Origin of the sequence: Jannaschia pohangensis (assembly GCF_900113875.1) — a bacterium.
GTDB classification, from domain to species: domain Bacteria; phylum Pseudomonadota; class Alphaproteobacteria; order Rhodobacterales; family Rhodobacteraceae; genus Jannaschia; species Jannaschia pohangensis.
Genome location: NZ_FORA01000001.1, coordinates 783,124 through 803,712, shown reverse-complemented (window position 1 = coordinate 803,712; position 20,589 = coordinate 783,124). Strand labels below are relative to the sequence as shown.

Below are 20,589 nucleotides of genomic sequence, written 5' to 3'. Positions count from 1 at the left end.
GAAGATGCTGACCTTCACCATCCGACGATTGTTCTTTGCAATCCCGACGCTTCTGTTCATCGCACTGGTGATCTTCATGCTGTTGGAGCTAGCCCCCGGCGATCCGATGGCGAACGTCCCCCTGACCGTCCCGCCCGAGGTCAAGGAGCAGATGCGCCAGGCCTTGGGCCTTGGTGAACCGGCCCCGATCCGCTTCTGGAAATGGATCGTGCAGTTCTTCTGGATCGAGCCGCTCAATATCTTCGATGCCCTCTTCGGCACGTCCTTTGCCGAAGGCAAGCTGCGCATCATCAGCTGGCAGAACCGCGCGCCGGTCTTCATCGCCATCGCCGAGCGTATTCCCCAGACCCTCTGGGTCGTGGGCACCGCCTATATCGTGGCTATCCTGATCGCCATTCCGGTCGGCATCTATTCCGCCTATCGCCAGTATTCGGTCTTCGACCAGGCCGGCACCTTCGTCACGATGGTCGGCTTCTCGGTCCCGCCGTTCTTTTCGGGCGTTCTGGTCATCATCATCTTCGCGGTTCAGCTCAAGTGGTTCCCGTCGATCTATGACACCACCCACGTTGTCGACGGTTGGGACGCCTTCGTCTTCCAGATCCGCCAGATGTTCCTGCCGGTGATGGTCCTGGCGCTACAGATCACGTCGCAGCTGTCGCGGTTCATGCGCGCCTCGATGCTCGACAACCTCGATCAGGATTACGTCCGCACCGCCCGCGCCAAGGGGTTGCAGGAACGCGCCGTCGTCCTTGTCCACGTTCTGCGCAATTCGATGATCCCGGTGGTCACCGTGATCGCCCTGGGCGTGCCGCAGGTTTTCGGTGGCGCCATCATCACCGAACAAGTGTTCAAGGTGAACGGCATCGGTCAGCTTCTGATCACGGCCATTCAGGCCAACGACCTGCCCATGGTGCAGACCGTGACCTTCATCATCGCGGTGCTGATCGTGCTCTTCAACCTGATTGCCGATATTCTTTACGGCATCCTTGATCCGAGGATCCGCTATGACTGATGCGCGCGACCCCGACACGCCTGTCGGCGCGGACATGGCCACGGTGGCGGCTTCGGGTGCGGTGGCCGGGGGCGGGCCGGTCCTTCGGACGCGCGCCCGCAGCCAGTGGTGGGACGTCTGGGACCAGTTCCGCTCTCACAAGGGGGCCATGGCGGGGGCGATCATCTTCCTGCTGATCGTGCTGGTCGTGCTCATCGGGCCCTACGTCTGGGACGTCGATCCCACCAAGACCAACATCCGCGCCCGCAACGCCCCGATGAGCCTGACCGCCCCCTTCGGCACCGACCAGTTGGGCCGCGACATCTTTGCCCGGATGATCGAGGGCGGGCGCGTGTCGCTGGCCGTCGGCATGACGGCGATGCTGCTGAGCCTGTTTCTCGGGACATTGGTTGGCGTTCTTGCGGGCTATTTCCGACGCTTGGACGGGGTGCTGATGCGGCTCACCGACCTGTTCCTGGCGCTGCCCCTGCTGCCGCTGCTGCTGGTCATGGTGCTGCTGTTCCGCGAGCCTTTGACGGCGGCCTTCGGGATCGAGATGGGGATTTTCATCCTGATCGTCTCCGCCATCGGGATCACCTCGTGGATGCAGACCGCCCGGATCGTGCGGGGCGACGTCCTCGCGTTGAAAGAGCGTGAGTTCGTGCTGGCCGCCCGCGCCACCGGCACACCGCCGCGGCGCATCGTGACGCGGCACATCCTGCCCAATATCATGTCCCCGATCATGGTGTCGGCCACCCTTGGTATCGCCACGGCCATCATCACGGAATCGGCGCTGTCCTTCCTGGGCCTTGGCTTTCCGCCCGACTTCCCGACCTGGGGCCGGTTGCTGAACGACGGCGTGCCCTACCTCGAACTCTACCCGGGCCGCGCCTTCTGGCCCGGCATGGCGATCTCGCTGGTGGTGCTGTCGATCAACTATGTCGGCGACGGCCTGCGCGACGCTCTGGACCCGCGAATCCGGGGCCGGTGAGCCGAAAGGGTTTTCTCGAAAGTCTCTATCAAGAACCCTTCCGGCAAGAGTTTTTGCCCGTGCGGAACGCTTGCAAGGAAGCCCGGTAGACGACGTGCAGCTTGTTCCCATCGGGGTCGCGGAAATAGGCGCCGTAGTAGTCGGGGGCATAGTGCGGGCGCAGGCCCGGGGGGCCTTCGCAGGTTCCGCCATGGGCGAGGGCCGCCGCATGGGCGGCATCGACGGCATCCCGACTGGGCGCGATGAAGGCGGCCATGGTGCCGTTTCCGGCGGTTGCGGGGGACTCATTGAAAGGCGTGCTGATGAAGAGGAGCGGAATATCCAGCCCGGCCGCCTGAAAGCAGATCATCGGGGGACCGCCGTCCTCCTCGACCTGCCGCTCGAACAAAGCGAGCGGTGCGGCGATGGCGCGGTAGAAGCGGGCGGCGCGGTCCATGTCCGTCACGCCAAGCGTGATGTGGCTGATCATGTGACCCACCAGATCGCGACAAGCGTGCCCGCGGCCAGCCAGGCCGCGATCCCGACACGCCAGTTTCCGAGTTCGAATTCCGCGAAAAGCACGATGAGGAAGGCCAGGATCCAGAGACCCGTTGGGAACATGGGCAAGGCGTCGAACGGAGTCAGATCCAGCAGCCAGAGCGCCATCACGGCGACGCCGCCAAACCCGATGACGCGCAGGATGTTGCGGCGGATCTGCGGCTTGGGCGCGTCGTCGCTCCCGTAGATCGGTCGGGCGAACAGCGCGAGCAGCGCCTCGCCCGCGGCTTGAGCGATTTCGCCCGGCACGCCCTAGGACGCCTTGGCCACGCCGACGCCGATCATGCTGTCGCGGGTGACGAGGGCGGCGAGGGCGGTTTCGTCCAGTCCATTCGTCCCTGCGGGGCGCGCGGGCACCACGAGGTAACGCATGTCGGCGGTGCTGTCGTGGACGCGGACGGTGACATCATCGGGCAGGGTCAGGCCGAATTCGGCCAGCACCTTGCGCGGCTCGCGGACGGTGCGGCTGCGGTAGGCGCGCGATTTGTACCAATCGGGCGGCAGGCCCAGAAGGTTGCGCGGATAGCACGAACACAGCGTGCAGACGACAACGTTGTGGGTGTCGGCGGTGTTCTCGACCGCGATCAGCTTCATGGGGCCGACGTCGAACCCCATCTCGGCGCAGGCGGCGGAGCCGTCGGCCAGCAGCCTGTCGCGGAAGGCCGGATCGGTCCAGGCGCGGGCCACAACGGCGGCCCCCTGGGCGGGCGTGCGGGCGTCCATGGCGTCGACCTGGGCCTGCACCTCGGCCGCGGTGACGAGGCCCTTTTCGATCATCAGCTCGCGAATGGCGATTTCCATGACCTGCCAATAGGTCAGCCCCTGATCCTGATCCGCGCGGTACGGGTGGCCCGAGGGGGACAGGTGGTCATGGTCGTGGTGATCGTGGGGCATCAGAGCGGCTCCAGCCAATGGGCATAGATTTCGGCGTCGAGGGTGTCGTCCCGGTGCCCTTCGTCGCCCCAGACGTCCGCCATCCGGAACCGCACGCGGTAGAGCGGGAGCCTGTCGGGCGTGTGGCCATAGGCCAGTTGTTCGGGGTTGCCAAAGGGGCCGAGGACGCGCTCGACCCGGCCCACATGACCGCGCAGATAGGCGGGGGTGCGCACGTGCCCGGGCGGCATCATGCGGCGGACGCGCACTTCGGTGCCCGGCTCAAACACCTGCATCGGACGCCGCGCCATAGGTGGTGCCGCGCGCCCGGACCGCATCCATGCGTTCGGCCAGTTCGGCGACGGAATAGGTCCCCGCCTCGAGCAGGTTCTGGTTCAGGCTGGCGACCCACCGTTCGTAGTAGGTCATCGTCTCGAACGCCTCTTCGCCCATGTCTTCGAGCACGCGACGCAAGCCGTCGACGGTGAACGCCCCCTTGAGGCCCGACAGGATCACCAGGGCGTCGACGCGCTTTTCCCAGATCGCGAAGTCGTGGTCGTCGCCCGGCATCGGCCCCATCAGCGGGTGGGCCACGGCGCCGCCCATGTCGTGCCAGCGCTTGCCGTCGAAGGGTTCGGTCATGCCTGAGCCTCCAGCGCCTCGATCTGGCTGCGCAGCCCGTCGAGCGCATAGCCCGCGCCCGCCGTGGCCGCCAGGATGTCATCCGCCGGTTTCTGCCCCGCCGTCGCCAGCGCCCAGAGGATCGCCGACCGCGTGCCCGACGCGCAATAGGCCAGGACCATGCCGTCGGCGGCGGCGATGGCGTCGGCCTGCTCCTCGACCGCCTGCAGGGTCAGCTGCGGCATGGTGACGGGGTTGAAGACGAAGGTCATGCCCGCCGCTTCGGCCGCGATCTGCATCGCGGCGGCCTGATGGGAGGACGGCACCTCGCTGTCGGGGCGGTTGCAGATGAGCGTGGTGTAGCCCTCGGCCGCCAGCGCGGGCAGGTCGCCCGGGTCCAGTTGCGGGGCGACCGACGTGGTGTCGTCGAGGGGGCGGATGTCCATCAGCGTGTGATCCTGCGAAGGTATGGCAGGGCGAGCATGCCCGCCGCCATGGCCAAGGTAAAGACCACCACCTCCGCTCCGCCCCAGAACAGCGCGGCCAGCGCCGGCCCGGGGCAGAGGCCGACAAGGCCCCATCCCATCCCGAACAGAACCGCACCCCCCAGAAGCGGCGCGTCGATGCCGCGTGGTGCCGCGGGCCAGGCAGGACCGAGCAGCGGCTTGCCGGTGATGCGCCAGGCGACGGCCATGGGGATGAGACCCGCGCCCATCACGAAGGCCAGTGTCGGATCCCAGGCCCCCGGGCCAAGCAGGGCGAGGAACCCCTGCACCCGGTCGGTATCGGTCATGCCCGACACCAGCAGGCCCAGGCCGAAGAGTGCGCCCGATAGGGCGGAGACCAGCATCCTCATCCCAACACCCGCACGGTCAGGATGCCTGCGGCGATGAAGGTCAGCACGGCGGCGAACGACCGGGGCGACAGGCGCGACAGACCGCAGATGCCATGGCCCGAGGTGCAGCCCGACCCGAGCCGCGTGCCGATCCCCACGAGGAGGCCCGCCGCGACGAGCAGCACCCAATTCGACGTGATGTTCGTCGCCGGAAGGCCAAGCGCCAGCACCGCCAGCGTCGGCGCCCCCGCCAGCGCCGCAAGGAATGCCAGCCGTTCGCGTGGCGCGTCGCCCGTCCGGTCGATCAGCCCGCCCAGAAGGCCGGACGCCCCCATGATGCGCCCGTTCACCAGCAGGAGCAAAGCCGCCGCCCCGCCGATCATCAGCCCGCCGATGCAGGCGCGGATCACGGCGCCAAGGTCCCAGAGTATGCCGTCCATCCCGATCTCCCCGTTCTGTCGAGTTGCCTTTGGGTTATACGAGGCATGTCTCAGATGACCAGATCGTTGTCCTCTTCCTCGGCCCGGCTTTCGTCGTGACTGGCCAAGGCCATCCCGAAGGTCAGGATGCCGACGCGACCGGCCGTCATCAGGACGATGATGACGAGTTTGCCCAGATCGCTCAGCTCGCCCGTGATTCCCATCGAAAGCCCGACCGTTCCCATGGCCGAGATCGCCTCGAACAGAACCTTGTCGAAGGGAAGCAGCGGATCGGTCAGCAACAAGATGAATGTCGCGACCATCATCAGCCCCATGTAGTAGGCGAGCGAGGCCGTCGCGGTCTGAAGCCGCTCGGTCGGGATGTCGCGTTTGAAGAACCGCACGGATTCGCGTCCGCGCAGCGCGGACCGGACCAGACCCACAAGTGCCGCGAAGGACGTGGTCTTGAGGCCGCCGCCCGTCCCGGCGGGCGAGGCGCCGACGATCATCAGGAAGATCATCACCACGATAATCGCCGGCGCGAGGTCGGCAATGGGCGTCGTGTTGAACCCCACGGTGGTCGAGGCCGTCATGACCTGGAAAAACGACGCGAGCAGGCGGTCTTCGGGCGGGAGGGCCTGATACGTCGGCTCGACCACGAAAAGGACGACCGTGCCCACGATCAGGAAGCCCAGGGTGATGCGCCAGATCACCTTAGACGTGAACCCGAGGTATCGCGACCGGCCCGTCATATGGCGCCAGAAGTCCACGACGATCAGGAATCCCATGGCCCCTAGAAGCGACAGCGCCGACAGCGTCAGGGTGATGCCCGCATGATCGGCGAAGGATTCGAAGCTGTTGGGATTGAGGCTGAAGCCCGCGGTGCCGAAGGCGGACACCGCGTGAAAGATCGCCGACCAGATCGGATCGTCGACCCCGGCGGCGCTGAACATCCACCACAGAAAGACCGCGCCGATCGCCTCGCAGGTCAGGGTGAAGGCGACGACGGCGCGGATGAAGGACGCGGGGTCCATCTCCTCGGGCAGGTTGAAGGCGCTGCGCGTCGTCTGGGCGCGCAGGCTGTCGAAGCGGCGCGCGAGGTGCAGCGCCACGAAACTGCCGATGGTCATGTAGCCGAGGCTGCCCATCTGCATCAGCGCCAGGATGACGATTTCGCCGAAGAACGTGAAGCTGGTGCCCGGGTCAATGGTGACGAGCCCGGTCGTCGACACCGCCGATGTCGCGATGAACAACGTGTCGAGGGCCCGGAGCGGTACCTCCTGCGCGACCGGTAGCGACAGCAATATCTAGCCCAGGGTGATATAGCTCAGGTAGCCGAGGAGCAGCAGCCGGGGCGCCGGTATGTGCCTGAGGACGGCGCGCCAGCGGGCCCAGACTTTCAGGAACCGTTGGCGAAGTGAAAAGGTAACCATCGTGGCCGCTTTCGCGATTTCTGTGGGAGGCAACGCATCGGGGGGAATTCCGGTTGCCATGATCTTGCCTGTCTCCGATCCGTCCCCTTACAACGAGAGAGGATCATCGGGGAGGCACGGTATGGGCTGGAAGCAGGAATACGAGCGGGCGCGAACCGATCCGGAAGGCTACTGGATGGATCAGGCGAAGGCCATCGACTGGGATGTCCCGCCTGCCAAGGCGCTCCATGATCGCGGGGGCCCGGTCCCCGAATGGTTCAGCGACGCCAGGGTCAACACCTGCTGGAATGCCGTCGACCGCCACGTGGCCGCCGGGCACGGGAACCGGGTCGCCATCATCTATGACAGCCCGGTGACCCAGACGGTCGCGCGGATCACCTATGCCGAATTGCAGGACCGCGTCGCGCGATTGGCCGGGGTCCTGACGGCGCGGGGCGTGGGCAAGGGCGACCGGGTCATCATCTACATGTCGATGGTCCCCGAGGCTCTGGTCGCGATGCTGGCCTGCGCGCGGATCGGCGCGATCCATTCCGTTGTCTTCGGCGGGTTCGCCGCCGCCGAACTGGCGGTGCGCATCGACGACGCCAGGCCACGCGCGATCCTTGCCACCTCCTGCGGGATCGAGCCGGGGCGCATCGTCGCCTACAAGCCGCTGCTGGACGGGGCCATCGAGATGGCCGACCACAAGCCCGAATTCTGCGTCATCCTGCAACGCCCCGAGGGGCCGGCCGAAATGGGCGCGCGGGACGTGGATTGGGCGAGTGCCGTGGTGGCGGCGGACCCGGCCCCTTGCGTCCCGGTCGAGGGGCATCACCCGGCCTATGTCCTTTATACATCGGGCACGACCGGCGCGCCCAAGGGCGTGGTGCGGCCCACGGCAGGGCACCTCGTCGCGCTCGACTGGACGATGGAGAACATCTATGACGCCAAACCGGGCGAGGTGTTCTGGGCTGCATCCGACGTCGGTTGGGTCGTGGGACACAGCTATATCTGCTACGCACCGCTGATCCACGGCTGCACCACCGTCGTGTTCGAGGGCAAACCCGTGGGCACCCCAGATGCCTCTACCTTCTGGCGGGTCATGGCGGACCACGGGGTGGTGTCGTTCTTCACCGCTCCGACGGCGTTCCGCGCGGTCAAACGCGAAGACCCCTCGGGCGCGCAGATGGCGGGGCACGACCTGTCGAAGCTGCGCAACATCTATCTGGCGGGCGAACGGGCGGACCCGGACACCATCGAATGGATCATGGCCAAGACCGGCAAGCCCGTGATCGACCATTGGTGGCAGACCGAGACGGGCTATGCCATCGCCGCCAACCCCGTGGGGCTGGAGGCGTTGCCGGTCAAGCTCGGCTCTCCGGCGGTGCCGATGCCGGGCTATGACGTGCAGGTGCTGGACGATGCGGGCCATCCGGTCGCGCCCGGCACCCTGGGTGCCATCGCCGTCAAGCTGCCGCTGCCGCCCGGCACCCTGCCGACGCTCTGGAACGCCGATGCGCGGTTCCGCAAATCCTATCTCGAGACCTTCCCGGGCTTCTATGAGACCGGGGATGCGGGGATGGTGGATGAAGACGGATACCTCTGGATCATGGCCCGCACCGATGACGTCATCAACGTCGCGGGTCACCGCCTGTCGACGGGCGCGATGGAGGAGGTGCTGGCCACCCACCCCGACGTGGCCGAATGCGCCGTCATCGGGGTCGCCGACAGCCTGAAGGGGCAATTGCCCCTGGGGTTCCTCTGCCTGTCGAAGGGCGTCGACCGGGACGCGGGCGAAGTGGTGGCCGAATGCGTCAAGCTGGTCCGCGACAAGATCGGCCCGGTCGCGGCCTTCAAGCTGGCCTGCGTGGTCGACCGCCTGCCCAAGACCCGCTCGGGCAAGATCCTGCGCGCGACCATGGTCAAGATCGCGGATGGCGGCGACTGGAAGATGCCCGCAACCATCGACGATCCGGCGATCCTGGGTGAGATCAGCGAGGCCCTGGGCACGCTCGGCTATCCAGGGCGATGAGCGACAGCGCCCCAACCGACGCCCCAAGGCCGATCGCAGAGGTCGAGCCGCCCGACGAGATGCAGCTGCTCGGCCATGACATCCGCTCGGCCGTGTCGGACGTGATCGGCGGCCTTCGCCTGATCCAGCGGGACGGTTTGCCGGACCCCTGCCTCGCGCAATTCGACCGTGTCCAGGCGGCCTCCGAAGTTCTGGCACGGCTGGTGGAGGAGCTTCTGGGCGGCACACCGGGCGACACCGTCGGGGAGGTCGGAAACCTGAACCTGCCCCGGTTCCTCGATGATGAGTTGCGCCGCTGGCACGGCGTCGCCCAGGCCATGGACGTGAAGGTCACGCTGGACCGCAACGCCAACCTGCCCGACATCGTGCGCCTTCCGCTGCTTCAGCTGCGCCGCATCCTGGCGAACCTGATGGGCAACGCGCTGCGCCATTCGAACGGCACGAAGGTCGTCCTCGGGGCCGAGCTGTACCGCGACCGGACCCTGTCGATCTGCATCACGGACAACGGCGGCGGTTTTGCCCCTGACCTTCTGCCACGCCTCTTCGACGCCGGGGTGCGCGGCGACGGAGGACAGCCCGGCACGGGCATGGGCCTGCATATCGCGTCGGCCCATGCGCAGGCGCTTGGTGGCCGACTGACGGTGGGGAACCTGCCCACAGGCGGAGCCCGCGTCACGCTGACCATCCCCGAGGCGATCTGGATGCGCCCGGCGGATACCTCGGACAGCCTGCCGGATCTGTCGGGATCGCGCATTCTGGTGGCCGACGACACGGCGACGAACCGGCTGCTGATCCAGGGCATGCTGACCCGGATGGGAGCGGAATGCGAATTCGCCCGCGACGGGATCGAGGCGATGAACTGGCTGGCGCGCGAGCGATTCGACCTGGCGCTGGTCGATATCGAGATGCCGACCCTCGGCGGGCTGGACGTGATCCGGGCCGAACGCCTGCGTCAGGCGCGGGGCGTGGCCCCGCCCACGGCGATGGTGGCGATGACGGCCTATGTGTTGCGCGACAACCGGGACGCGATGATCGAGGCCGGCGCCGAAGGCATCCTGGCCAAGCCCATCGGCAATATCGAGATGTTCGGCAGGGCCATCGCCGCTTGGCTGGCCGCAGCCCCTGATGCGGCGAAGTGGCGCCCCGAGTCCGCGCCTGCCCTGTCGGCCGCGACCTTGGCCGAGCTGATGATGGCGGCCGGCCCCGATCACCAGGTGGAGCTTGTGGCCCGCCTGCGCGAGGACCTGGACCTGGTCGACCGGCATCTGCGCGACGCGGTCGAGACGGGCGACATGTCTGCGATCCGGTCCCAGACGCATGTCCTGTTGTCGCTGAGCAGTGCGGTCGGCGCCTTGCCCACGCAGACAGCGGCGCGCAAGCTCAACCGCGCCTGTCATGAGGATGATGCAGAGGTGGTGCGGGCCGCGACCCTGACCTGTCTCGACTGCCTGGCCGCCTTGCGCGCCGAGCTGGCCGAGACGGTCTGAGGTCAGGCCGTCGTCAGTTCGGGGGCTGTTTCGCGCAGGACAGTCTCAACCACGGCACCGGTTTCCAGCGTCTTGTGGACGGGGCAGCGATCCGCGATCTCCATCAGGCGCTTGCGCTGTTGATCGTCCAGCGGTCCGGTCAGCACGATCTCCCGGCGGAACCGGTCGATCCGCTCGCCACTGGCCGACGGCGCGTCCTGGGCGTGCATCCTGTCGTGGGTGACATCGACCGAGATCCCTTCGAGCGGCCATTTCTTGCGGCGCGCATACATCCGCAGGGTCATCGATGTGCAGGCCCCGAGCGAGGCGGCCAGCAGTTGATAGGGCGACAGACCGCGATCTGTGCCGCCATAGGCCGCGGGTTCGTCGGCCACCAGATGGTGTTTGCCACCGCTGGCGACGATGTCCTGGGCCAGGCCGTCCGGTGCCGTCTCGGTCACGCGGGTGACGCCCTCGGGCGCGCCGATGGGCGGGGCAGGGCGGCGCAGGTCAAGGTAGCGTGTCACCCAGGCCGCGATCACATCGGCGGCGTATTCCGCATCCGACGCACGGGTGATGAGGTGGTCCGCATCGTCCAGTGTCACAAAGCTCTTGGGATGTCTGGCGGCGGTGAAAATCTGGGTCGCGCTCTGGATTCCGACGATCTCGTCCCGGGGGGCGTGAAGCACCAGAAGGGCAGGCTTCAGGGCCGCGATGGCATCGGTCAGCTTGGTGTTCGTGACATCATCGACGAAGCCCTTGCCGATGCGCAGCTTGCGACCGCCCAGTTTGACCTCGGCCGATCCGTCGCGGGCGATCCGGTCCAGCGCGCCTTCGAAATAATGGGTGACATGGCCGGGGTCGAAGGGGGCGCCGATGGTGGCGACGGCCCGGGTCGACGGGATATCCTGCGCAGCCAGCAGGACGGCCGCGCCGCCCAGGCTGTGACCCACCAGAAGATCGACCGGCAGGCCGCGCGCCTTTAGCGCCTCGGATGCGGCGACAAGGTCCTGCACGTTGGACGTGAAGGACGTATTCTCGAACTCCCCACCCGAATGGCCCAGGCCCGTGAAGTCGAATCGCAGCACCGCAAGGCCCATACCGGCGAGGCGGGCGGCGATGCGACGAGCCGCGGGGATGTCTTTGCCACAGGTGAAGCAATGCGCCATCAGCGCGGTGGCGACAGGCTCGCCATCGGGAAGGTCGAGGCGGGCTGCCAGGTCGCTGCCGTCATGGCCCTTGAAGGTGAAACGTTCGGTTTGCATCGGTTTGTCCTTGTGTGTTGTCCCCAAGATGGTCGCGCGGGCCTCTGGAGGCAACGCTTCGGGGCCCTGTGTCACGTCGCTGTGAGTGTGCGCGAGGATTTGGCCCCTTGTCTGTGATGCCGCCGGGTATTCCTGAAACGAAACGGGTCCGGGCCACGCCCTTTCCTCAAGACCCGGTCCGCTTCGGTTTCCGACATTGAAATGTTTCCCCGCAGATGCGCGCGTCAGCCAACGCTGAGCGGCTGTCTCATGGTCAGAATTCTGCGGATGAACCTGCGTCGCTGCGGCAAAGGTCAGGTTTCCCTTACTTTCGACCGCAGCTTTGCCATGCCACGTTTTCCGGGCCAGTCGGCGACGGGGGCGGGCGGGTAATATAAAGCAGAAACAATTGTTTGCGGCGGTCGTGACCGCTCGTCCCCGGCAATTCAGATCAGGAGATTTTCAGATGACAACCAAGGTAACGAAGCATTACTTCCAGTACGGTGCGCACAAGTATTTCCGCACCTCGGCCCACGAAGTGAAGCTGCTCAGCATCGGCGAGAAGAAGGACCCGATCGGGCCCAAGGCCTATCTGGCGGTGTCCGATCACATCTGGGCGCGGCATCTGGCGGACGAGCGGATTACGGTCACGCCGCCCGTGACCATCGACTGGAACAACACCTCCAGCGTGGATTTCGACACCGCGGCCAACATTCGCTATCTGGGTGTGGGCGTCGATGTCAGCCAGTCGCTGACCCTGGCGCGGGCCCGGTCCGCGCAGCTCAAGCTGGTCAGCTTCTCTCTGCCCGAGAGCGCCGTGGAGCGCATCCTGAACACCGAGGCCGACATTCTGCGCCGTGAAATGGCCGACGAGGGCCGCGATGCGCGGGTCGTGACCGAGGTCTGGGTCGCGATGGAAGCGCAGCTGGCCAACAGCATGACAATCGGGGCGCTCAACACATCCGACATCTCCTATGCCGGCAACAACGTGCGGATAAATGTGAACGCCGGTGGCACCAACAGCTCCGTCATCACCCTGGGCGAGGGGACGACCTTTGCCTATCGCCTGCACAAGGTCCGCAAGTGGAACAAGGGCAAGACCCGGATCGAGGATCTCGAAGACGACTACGTCGGCATGAACTGATCCGATTGGATCACGACGGAAAACCCCGGGATCAGACCCGGGGTTTTTTGTGCAGAAGCGGCATCAGATGGGCCATTTCGGGCCCGGTGTCGCGCCCCGTGACTGCGGCGCGAAGCGGCTTGAACAGCGTCTTGCCCTTGCGGCCGGTCGCGTCCTTGACCGCCGTTGTCCATTCGCCCCAGGTCTCCGCCGAATAGGGCGGCGGGGGCAGCAGGGTCAGGGCCTCGGCCACGAAATCGGCATCCTCGGGCGCGACAAGGGCGGGCACCCCGTCGCGGGCCAGTGCCCACCATTCGGCCATATCGGCGCGGGTCGCGATGTTGTCGCGCACCACGGTCCAGAAGGTCTCGGCCTGATCGGCGGGCACGCCCAGGGCGGCGACCTGATCGGCCACGGCGTCAAAGGGCAGGTTTTGCAGGAAGGTCGCGGTCAGGGGTTTCAGGTCCTCGACATCGAATTTCGTCGGCGCCGCGCCAAACTGGCCCAGATCGAAGCCTTCGACGATCTCGTCCAATGTTCCCCGCACCTCGACCGGCTGGCTGGAGCCGAGGCGCGCCATGAGCGACAGGAGCGCCAGCGGTTCGATCCCGGCGGCACGCAGGTCACGCAGCGCCAAAGTGCCCAGACGTTTCGACAGCCCCTCGCCCTGCGGTCCCGTCAGAAGGGAGTGATGCGCGAAGTCGGGGCAGGTCCCGCCAAGCGCCTCGATGATCTGGATCTGGGTCGCCGTATTTGTCACGTGGTCCGAGCCGCGCACGACATGGGTTACGCCCATCTCGGTGTCGTCCACAACGGAGGCGATGGTATAAAGCACCTGCCCGTCGCCCCGGATCAGCACCGGATCGCTGAGCGAGGCGGCGTCGATGCTCAGATCGCCAAGGACGCCGTCGGTCCATTCGATCCGCGTCTGGTTCAGCTTGAACCGCCAGTGCCCGCCACGTTCGGCCCGCAGCGCGTCCTTCTCGGCCTCGGACAGCGACAGGGCGGCGCGGTCATAGACCGGCGGCTTTCCCATGTTGAGCTGCTTCTTGCGCTTGAGGTCGAGTTCCGTCGGCGTCTCGAACGCCTCGTAGAGGCGGCCCGAGGCGCGCATCTGGTCGGCGGCCTCGGCATAGCGGTCGAGGCGGGCCGACTGGCGTTCCTCGCGGTCCCAGGTCAAGCCGAGCCATTCAAGGTCTTCGCGGATGGCGTCGGCGTATTCCTGTTTCGACCGCTCGGGATCGGTATCGTCGAGGCGCAGGATGAAGGTGCCCCCGGCCTTGCGCGCGATGACCCAGTTCATCAGCGCCGTGCGCAGGTTGCCCACATGCAGATAGCCCGTGGGCGAGGGGGCGAAGCGGGTGACGGTGCGGGTATCGGGCATGGCTGTGCTCCTTGTTGGGTGGGGATGTGCCAGCCGGGCGCGGGGCTGTCCAGCCTCGCGATCTCGTGAACTGGTCGGCGCGTGGGGGCGGGCTAGGTTGCGCGCCATAACATGGAGGTTGATATGATCCGACTGACTCGCCGCGCCGCCCTCGGCAGCGCCGCCGCCTTGCCCTTCCTTCCGCTGGCCGCGCAGGCCGCCGCCCCCAAGCAGGAGGCGGTGCAGCAAACCGTCCGCCGCTTTGCCTTGGGCGACCTGGAGGTGACGACGCTTCTGGCCAATACGCTGACCAATCCGGCCGACCCGCAGACCATCTTCGGCATGAACGTCGACAAGGAGACCTTCGAGCAGGTGAGCCGCGATGCCTTCCTGCCCACGGACGTCAGCCAGTTCTTCTTCACCCCGACGCTGGTCAACACGGGCGAAAGCCTTGTCCTGTTCGACACGGGCCAGAACCCCGAAAGCATTACGGCCGCCGTCACCGCGGCGGGCTATACCCCCGATCAGGTTGACACCGTCGTCATCACCCACATGCACGGCGACCACATCGGCGGCCTGATGACCGACGGCAACCCGACCTTCGCCAACGCCGCCTATGTCACCGGGCAGGCCGAGTTCGACGCCTGGGCCAGTCAGGCCAACGAAGGGTTCGAGGCGAACGTTCGCCCCCTGGCCGAGAAGATGACCTTCATCGGCGACGGTCAGGACGCGGCCCCGGGCATCACGGCGGTCGCAGCCTTCGGCCACACGCCGGGTCACATGACCTATCGGCTGTCGTCGGGGGACAAGTCGCTGCTGATCGCGGCGGACCTTGCCAATCACTACGTCTGGTCGCTGGCCCATCCCGATTGGGAAGTGCGCTTCGACATGGACAAGGAAGCCGCCGCCGCCTCGCGCCGCGCGGTCCTGTCGATGCTTGCCGCCGAGCGGATGCCGATGATCGGCTATCACATGCCGTTCCCCGCCGTCGGCTTTGTCGAGACCCGGGACGACGGGTTCCATTGGGTGCCCGAAAGCTATCAGCTGATGCTGTGACGATCTGGGGGCGCGGAGGTTTTCCGCGCCCTTTTCCCGCTCGGGAGCTCAGGCCCGAATGGGCCAGCGACGCGCGAGGTCGGCCAATCCCGCGGCCACAAGCTCGGCCAGCACATCGGTGTCGATCCGCGCCAAACGCGTGACCCGAAGGCAGGATTTGCCCATCTGATGCGGCCCGAGGCGCGACAGGATATCCCCGAAATCCGCATATCCCGGCATGATGTAGATGCTGATCGCCGCCTTGCGCGGGCTGAATCCGGTGGCAAGGCTCGTCCCTGACCGTCCGGAGGCATAGGTGTAGTCATAGCTGCCATAGCCGACGATGCCCCCAGACCAGAGACGGGGCGCAAATCCGGTGGCCTTCCGGAACAGGGCGTCGAGTGCCGCGCCCTCGCTGTCCCGAGGGGCCCGTTGCGCCGCCAGAAAGGCCGTCGCGTCGTCGGATGGGGGCCGTGTCGTCATGCCCCATCCTGGCACAAACCCGCGCCCGACTCAGGCCTGCGCCACGATCCCGGGCCAACGGGCGTCGGCCTGCGCAATGAAACCCTGCCGATCCTGGTTCCAGAGCGCCTGCACATCATCGTCGAAATTCAGAAACAGGCGGCCGTCGACGATGGCCCAGTTCTGCGGCTTCGTGCTGTAGAGTTCGCCCTTTGCAGCGACGGCCCAGGCACAAAAGCCGCCATACTGCGGAGCATAGGCGGTCGGATCGGCCAGAAACCGATCGCGGTGATCGGAGTCGACAAAACGCCAGGTCGCGCCCTCCCACTTGGTCCAGACGGCGGGGTCGCCGCCGATGGGCCGGCCTTTGGTGAAATAGGCCACGGGGTCGATCCCCCCGATGGCAAGGCCGTCGCGGAGAAAGACGCGCGACACCGGTAAAGAGGTAGGGACAAGCAGACTGGCCAAGGCGCCCGTGGCAGTCAGGGCGGCGGCGGATCCGATCAGAAGGGCTCGGCGATTCATGGTGTATCCTTTCGTTTGACCGTGCAAATGCCCCCGGGTCCGCTCGAATGCCAATCAAGCCGCGTCACACTGGCGCGAGCGGTCGCGGACCCGGGGGCTTGCATCCGGGCCGCCCCGGGGCGAAGCAGAGACATCCCAGATCGACCCGGAGGCCCCGATGACATCCCTGCGAGACGCCGCGCTGGCCGTGCGTGAAAACGCCCATGCCCCCTATTCGAAGTTCAAGGTCGGGGCCGCCGTGCGCGGCGCGTCCGGCGCGATCTATCGCGGCTGCAACGTGGAGAACGTGGCCTATCCCGAAGGCACCTGCGCCGAAGCGGGGGCCATCGCCGCCATGGTCGCCGCGGGCGAGACCCGCCTGACCGAGGTCTATGTGGTCGCCGGCTCGCCCCGGCCCGTGCCCTGCTGCGGCGGTTGCCGCCAGAAGCTGGCGGAGTTCGGCGGGGGCGACGTGCCGGTGACGCTGGCGACCGTGGCGGGCGCCGAAGAGGCGACGACCATCGCGACCATGTTGCCCGGGGCCTTCGACGCGGACGACATGGTGTGAACCTGCTGCGCGAAACCCTGGCCTCGCTGCGGGCCGGTATGGCCCCGTCGCCCGCCCTTCTGGCCGCTTTTGCCGAAGGGCTGGCCGACGGGTCGGTCTCCTCGGCCCAGGCGGGGGCTTTCGCCATGGGTGTGTGCCGAACGCCGCTGACGCCGGAGGGTCGCGCCGCGTTGACCCGCGCGATGCGCGACGGCGGCGAGGTGCTGGCCTGGGATCTGCCGGGGCCGGTGATTGACAAGCATTCGACCGGGGGCGTGGGCGATTGCGTGTCGCTGGTGCTGGCCCCGGCACTGGCCGCCTGCGGGGCCTATGTGCCCATGATTTCCGGGCGGGGATTGGGCCACACCGGCGGCACCCTCGACAAATTGTCGGCGATCCCGGGCTTTCGGACAGAGATGCAGACCGATGAGATGCAGGATGTCGTGCGCCGTGTCGGATGCGTCATCGTCGGCGCGACCGAAGATATCGCCCCCGCCGACCGCCGCCTTTACGCGGTGCGCGACGTCACCGGAACGGTCGAGAGCCTGGACCTGATCGTCGCCTCGATCCTGTGCAAGAAGCTGGCCGAGGGGCCCGAGGCGCTCGTGCTCGACGTCAAGACCGGCAGCGGGGCCTTCATGGCCGACGCCGAAGCGGCGCGCGCGCTGGCCCATGCGCTGGTCGAGACGGGGCAGGCCAACGGGGTCATGACATCGGCCGTCCTGACCGACATGTCGCAGCCCGCCGCCACGAGTGCGGGCAACGCGCTCGAAGTCATCGCGGCGATGGAGGCCCTGACCGAACCTCTGACCCGGCGGTCATCGCGTCTGGTGGCGCTGACCAAGGCCCTGGGCGGCGAGGCGTTGGCCCTTGCCGGCATGGTCTCGGATGCCGCCGAAGGTGCCGCGCGGATCGAGGCGGCGCTGACCGCCGGGGCTGCGGCCGAGGTCTTTGGCCGCATGGTCGCGGCACAGGGCGGGCCGCTCGACTTCCCGGAACGCTGGCGCGACCGCCTGCCTGCTGCGCCCGTGGTGGCTGAATTGCGGGCCGACCGTCCGGGCGTCGTGGGGGCGATCGACACCCGAGCCCTGGGAGAGATCGTGGTCGATCTGGGCGGGGGACGGCGGCGTGAAGACGACCGCATCGATCCGACCGTTGGCATCAGCCACCTCGCGCAACTGGGTGCCGTCGTCACCGAAGGTCAGGCGCTGGCGCGGGTTCATGCCGCCGACAGCGCCGCCGCCGAGGATGCCGCCGAACGGGTCGCTCATGCCTTTACCATGGAGAGCGGGGCCGTGACGCCCCCTGTCCTGATCCAGGAGACGATCCGATGAGGTCGCCGCAAGGCCGCGTCTTCGTCGTCGTCATGGACTCCGTAGGCTGCGGCGGCGCGCCGGATGCGGCCGATTTCGGCGATGAAGGGGCGAATACGCTTGCCCATATCGCACAATATTGCGCCTCTGAACGGAGCATTGGGCCAATCAAATTGCCCAATCTGGACAATCTGGGGTTGGGGGCCGCCGTGCGGCTTGCGTCCGGCGATGCGACCCCCGGACTTGCCGCCACGCCACACGGCCTTTGGGCAGCGGCCAGCGAAGTGAGCCTGGGCAAGGACACGCCCTCGGGCCATTGGGAGTTGGCGGGGCTGCCGGTGCCTTGGGACTGGCATTATTTTCCTGACACCGATCCCTGTTTCCCCCCCGACCTTGTGGCCGAGGTGTGCCTCGCGGCAGGGACCGACGGCATTCTGGGCAATCGCCATGCGTCCGGAACGCTCATCATCGAGGCAGAGGCCGCGGCCCATATCCGTACCGGCTGGCCCATCTGCTACACCTCCGTCGACAGCGTCTTCCAGATCGCCGCCCACGAGGAGCATTTCGGTCTTGAGCGGCTTCTGGACCTTTGCCGGGCCATCGCCCCGACACTGCACGCGATGAAGGTGGGGCGGGTGATTGCCCGGCCGTTTATCGGGGAGGAGGGCGACTATCAGCGCACCCCGAACCGCCGTGACTTTGCGATCCTGCCGCCGGGGCCGACCATGTGCGACGTGACGCAGGCCGCCGGACGTCACGTCCATGCCATTGGCAAGATTGGCGATATCTTTTCCATGCGCGGAATCGACACGCTGGCCAAGGGGCCGGACAAGCTGTTGATGACCCATCTGGCCGACGCGGTGCGGGACATGCCGGACGGCTCGCTTACCTTCGCCAATTTCGTCGAGTTCGACTCGGTTTACGGTCATCGGCGCGATCCGGCGGGCTATGCCGCGCATCTGGAATGGTTCGACGCCGCGCTACCCCCGATCCTGGCCGCGCTGCGCCCCGAGGACCGGATGATTTTCACCGCCGATCATGGCAACGACCCGACGTGGCGCGGGTCGGACCACACGCGCGAGAGGGTTCCGGTTCTGGTGGCGGGGGCCAGCGGTGCGGCGGGGCTCATCGCCTTTGCCGATGTCGCGGCCAGTGTCTGCGCGCATCTGGGCCTGGATCCGGTCGGGCCGGGAAGGAGTTTTCTGTGACGTTCAAGCCGAAGATCGAATTGCACCTGCATCTTGAAGGCGCGGCCCCGCCCGAGTTCATCCGCCGACTGGCCGGAGAGAAGAAGGTGGATCTGGCTGGCGTGTTCGACGAGCGTGGATCATATGATTACAAGGACTTCGAAGGCTTTCTTAAAGTCTATGAGGCCGCGACAGCGGTGCTGCAATCCCCAGATGATTACGGTCGCCTGACCCGGACTGTGCTGGAAGCGTCGCGCGAACAGGGTGTGGTCTATACCGAAGCCTTCCTCAGCCCCGACTTCTGTGGCGGACGCGACGTGTCGGCCTGGCGCGAATACCTGCACGCCATGCAGGAGGCGGCACAGTCCGTCGACGGGATCGAGATGCGCGGTATCGTCACCTGCATCCGCCATTTCGGGCCCGAGAAGGCGCGGGAAGCAGCGATCTGCGCGCGGGAGACGGCGGGCGATTTCGTCACCGGCTTCGGCATGGGCGGCAACGAGGCGGTGCTGAGCCAGGCCGATTTCGCCTGGGCCTTTGATTGCGCGCGCGAGTCGGGCCTGGGCCTGACCACCCATGCGGGCGAATTCGGTGGGCCCGAGTCGGTGCGCGACGCGCTCGACACGCTGCGGGTCACGCGGATCGGGCACGGCGTGCGCGCCATCGAGGATCTGGCGCTGGTCGACCGCCTGATCGAGGACGACATCACTCTGGAGGTCAATCCGGGGTCGAATGTCGCCCTCGGGGTTTATCGCGATTGGGCCGCCCATCCCATCGAACGTCTGCGGGAGCGGGGGGTGAAGGTGACGGTATCCACCGACGATCCCCCCTTCTTTCACACCGACATGACGCGCGAATACGACATGTTGGAGCGGACCTTCGGATGGGACGACGAGGTGTTCCGCGCCGTCAACCGCACCGCCGCCGAGGCCGCGTTCTGCGACGCGCCGACGCGCGCCAAACTGCTCAAAGCTCTGGAGGCCTGAATGGATCATCTGACTGTCGTCAAACACCCCCTGGTGCAGCACAAATTGACCCTGATGCGCGAACAGGAGACGTCAACGGCCGTCTTCCGGCAGCTTCTGCGCGAGATCAGCCAGTTGCTGGCCTATGAGATCACGCGCGAGCTGCCGATGACCACCAAGCGGATCGAGACGCCGATCCAGGCGATGGATGCGCCGACGCTGGCGGGCCGCAAGATGGCGCTGGTGTCGATCCTGCGGGCGGGGAACGGGTTGCTCGACGGGATCCTCGAGCTGGTGCCCTCGGCCCGCGTGGGGTTCGTCGGATTGTACCGCGACGAGGAAACGCTGCAGCCGGTGCAATACTACTTCAAGGCGCCCGATCAGTTGGACGAACGGCTTGTGATCGCTGTCGACCCGATGCTGGCCACGGGCAATTCGTCGGCTGCGGCGATTGATCTGCTCAAGGCCAAGGGCGCGAACGACATTCGTTTTCTGTGCCTTCTGGCCGCGCCCGAGGGCATTGCCCGGATGAAAGAGGCCCATCCCGACGTGCCGATCGTGACGGCGGCGGTGGATGAGCGTTTGAATGAAAAGGGCTATATTGTGCCGGGATTGGGCGATGCGGGTGACCGTATGTTCGGAACGAAGTGACAGTCCGTTGACACCGTC

25 protein-coding genes are annotated in these 20,589 nt (G+C 66.8%); 11 read left to right on the top strand and 14 right to left on the bottom strand.

From position 1 onward, the window contains the following. The first annotated feature begins 4 nt into the window (after positions 1–4). Together BM002_RS03960 and BM002_RS03955 are read left to right on the top strand one after the other, a co-directional pair. A complete protein-coding gene (locus tag BM002_RS03960) occupies positions 5–1,012 on the top strand; it encodes an ABC transporter permease (protein WP_092777491.1) in 1,008 nt (335 codons plus the stop codon). Between the two features lie 34 nt (positions 1,013–1,046). Continuing rightward, positions 1,047–1,982, top strand: coding sequence for an ABC transporter permease (locus BM002_RS03955; RefSeq protein WP_092778759.1), 936 nt, complete (start codon positions 1,047–1,049; stop codon positions 1,980–1,982). A 28-nt stretch (positions 1,983–2,010) separates the two neighbouring features. On the opposite strand, the gene BM002_RS03950 is transcribed toward BM002_RS03955, so the two are convergent. From BM002_RS03950 to BM002_RS19605, 10 genes are read right to left on the bottom strand one after another with little or no spacing between them, the layout of a single operon-like run. Further along, positions 2,011–2,451, bottom strand: coding sequence for a VOC family protein (locus tag BM002_RS03950; RefSeq protein WP_092777489.1), 441 nt, complete (start codon positions 2,449–2,451; stop codon positions 2,011–2,013). Beyond that, on the bottom strand, positions 2,448–2,768 hold the full coding sequence (locus BM002_RS03945; protein ID WP_092777487.1) for a hypothetical protein: 321 nt from the start codon (positions 2,766–2,768) through the stop codon (positions 2,448–2,450). Before BM002_RS03945 ends, BM002_RS03950 begins: the two co-directional genes overlap by 4 nt. 3 nt (positions 2,769–2,771) lie before the next feature. Then, positions 2,772–3,413 carry a nitrile hydratase subunit alpha gene (nthA, locus tag BM002_RS03940; RefSeq protein WP_092777485.1) on the bottom strand — a complete coding sequence of 214 codons (642 nt, stop codon included), beginning with the start codon at positions 3,411–3,413 and terminating at the stop codon, positions 2,772–2,774. Beyond that, positions 3,413–3,688: an SH3-like domain-containing protein gene (locus tag BM002_RS19615; RefSeq protein ID WP_092778750.1), complete on the bottom strand. Its 276-nt coding sequence runs from the start codon at positions 3,686–3,688 to the stop codon at positions 3,413–3,415. Before BM002_RS19615 ends, nthA begins: the two co-directional genes overlap by 1 nt. Beyond that, positions 3,675–4,034, bottom strand: a complete 360-nt coding sequence (locus BM002_RS19610; protein WP_281243793.1) for an SH3-like domain-containing protein — start codon at positions 4,032–4,034, stop codon at positions 3,675–3,677. The genes BM002_RS19615 and BM002_RS19610 overlap by 14 nt, the downstream gene beginning before the upstream one ends. Next, positions 4,031–4,459: a protein tyrosine phosphatase family protein gene (locus BM002_RS03925; RefSeq protein WP_092777483.1), complete on the bottom strand. Its 429-nt coding sequence runs from the start codon at positions 4,457–4,459 to the stop codon at positions 4,031–4,033. The genes BM002_RS19610 and BM002_RS03925 overlap by 4 nt, the downstream gene beginning before the upstream one ends. After that, complete coding sequence (locus BM002_RS03920) at positions 4,459–4,869, bottom strand: DUF6691 family protein (RefSeq protein WP_092777481.1); 411 nt, start codon at positions 4,867–4,869, stop codon at positions 4,459–4,461. The genes BM002_RS03925 and BM002_RS03920 overlap by 1 nt, the downstream gene beginning before the upstream one ends. Next, positions 4,866–5,288: a YeeE/YedE family protein gene (locus tag BM002_RS03915; RefSeq protein WP_092777479.1), complete on the bottom strand. Its 423-nt coding sequence runs from the start codon at positions 5,286–5,288 to the stop codon at positions 4,866–4,868. Before BM002_RS03915 ends, BM002_RS03920 begins: the two co-directional genes overlap by 4 nt. A gap of 50 nt (positions 5,289–5,338) precedes the next feature. Beyond that, complete coding sequence (locus BM002_RS03910) at positions 5,339–6,571, bottom strand: TrkH family potassium uptake protein (protein ID WP_217641143.1); 1,233 nt, start codon at positions 6,569–6,571, stop codon at positions 5,339–5,341. A gap of 3 nt (positions 6,572–6,574) precedes the next feature. Next, positions 6,575–6,700 (bottom strand): hypothetical protein, encoded by a 126-nt coding sequence (locus BM002_RS19605; protein WP_281243792.1) that lies wholly within the window; start codon positions 6,698–6,700, stop codon positions 6,575–6,577. A 121-nt stretch (positions 6,701–6,821) separates the two neighbouring features. On the opposite strand from BM002_RS19605, the gene BM002_RS03905 reads away from it, so the two are divergent. Beyond that, positions 6,822–8,711, top strand: a complete 1,890-nt coding sequence (locus BM002_RS03905) for a propionyl-CoA synthetase (protein WP_092777477.1) — start codon at positions 6,822–6,824, stop codon at positions 8,709–8,711. Further along, complete coding sequence (locus BM002_RS03900; protein ID WP_092777475.1) at positions 8,708–10,198, top strand: hybrid sensor histidine kinase/response regulator; 1,491 nt, start codon at positions 8,708–8,710, stop codon at positions 10,196–10,198. Before BM002_RS03905 ends, BM002_RS03900 begins: the two co-directional genes overlap by 4 nt. Positions 10,199–10,200: 2 nt before the next feature. On the opposite strand, the gene BM002_RS03895 is transcribed toward BM002_RS03900, so the two are convergent. Next, positions 10,201–11,442, bottom strand: coding sequence for a bifunctional alpha/beta hydrolase/OsmC family protein (locus tag BM002_RS03895; RefSeq protein WP_092777473.1), 1,242 nt, complete (start codon positions 11,440–11,442; stop codon positions 10,201–10,203). Between the two features lie 445 nt (positions 11,443–11,887). On the opposite strand from BM002_RS03895, the gene BM002_RS03890 reads away from it, so the two are divergent. Beyond that, the gene (locus BM002_RS03890) at positions 11,888–12,565 is read left to right on the top strand and encodes a hypothetical protein (RefSeq protein ID WP_092777471.1); all 678 of its coding nucleotides are present in this window, start codon (positions 11,888–11,890) and stop codon (positions 12,563–12,565) included. A 31-nt stretch (positions 12,566–12,596) separates the two neighbouring features. On the opposite strand, the gene gltX is transcribed toward BM002_RS03890, so the two are convergent. Beyond that, positions 12,597–13,928, bottom strand: a complete 1,332-nt coding sequence (gltX, locus tag BM002_RS03885) for a glutamate--tRNA ligase (protein WP_092777469.1) — start codon at positions 13,926–13,928, stop codon at positions 12,597–12,599. A gap of 123 nt (positions 13,929–14,051) precedes the next feature. Between gltX and BM002_RS03880 the strand changes: the two genes are divergently transcribed. Continuing rightward, complete coding sequence (locus BM002_RS03880) at positions 14,052–14,963, top strand: MBL fold metallo-hydrolase (protein WP_092778749.1); 912 nt, start codon at positions 14,052–14,054, stop codon at positions 14,961–14,963. 48 nt (positions 14,964–15,011) lie between these two features. On the opposite strand, the gene BM002_RS03875 is transcribed toward BM002_RS03880, so the two are convergent. After that, on the bottom strand, positions 15,012–15,425 hold the full coding sequence (locus BM002_RS03875) for a DUF1801 domain-containing protein (RefSeq protein WP_092777467.1): 414 nt from the start codon (positions 15,423–15,425) through the stop codon (positions 15,012–15,014). Between the two features lie 30 nt (positions 15,426–15,455). Next, positions 15,456–15,929, bottom strand: a complete 474-nt coding sequence (locus BM002_RS03870; RefSeq protein ID WP_092777465.1) for a YHS domain-containing (seleno)protein — start codon at positions 15,927–15,929, stop codon at positions 15,456–15,458. Positions 15,930–16,086: 157 nt separating this feature from the next. Here BM002_RS03870 and BM002_RS03865 point away from each other — a divergent pair, with 157 nt between their 5' ends. From BM002_RS03865 to upp, 5 genes are read left to right on the top strand one after another with little or no spacing between them, the layout of a single operon-like run. Further along, complete coding sequence (locus tag BM002_RS03865) at positions 16,087–16,476, top strand: cytidine deaminase (protein WP_092777463.1); 390 nt, start codon at positions 16,087–16,089, stop codon at positions 16,474–16,476. Further along, positions 16,473–17,789, top strand: coding sequence for a thymidine phosphorylase (locus BM002_RS03860; protein WP_425431824.1), 1,317 nt, complete (start codon positions 16,473–16,475; stop codon positions 17,787–17,789). The genes BM002_RS03865 and BM002_RS03860 overlap by 4 nt, the downstream gene beginning before the upstream one ends. Beyond that, positions 17,786–18,976: a phosphopentomutase gene (locus BM002_RS19490; RefSeq protein WP_092777461.1), complete on the top strand. Its 1,191-nt coding sequence runs from the start codon at positions 17,786–17,788 to the stop codon at positions 18,974–18,976. The genes BM002_RS03860 and BM002_RS19490 overlap by 4 nt, the downstream gene beginning before the upstream one ends. Beyond that, entirely contained in the window at positions 18,973–19,941 is a 969-nt protein-coding gene (locus tag BM002_RS03850) for an adenosine deaminase (RefSeq protein WP_092777459.1), read from the top strand. Before BM002_RS19490 ends, BM002_RS03850 begins: the two co-directional genes overlap by 4 nt. Beyond that, positions 19,942–20,571, top strand: a complete 630-nt coding sequence (upp, locus tag BM002_RS03845; RefSeq protein ID WP_092777457.1) for a uracil phosphoribosyltransferase — start codon at positions 19,942–19,944, stop codon at positions 20,569–20,571. Positions 20,572–20,589 lie beyond the last annotated feature (18 nt).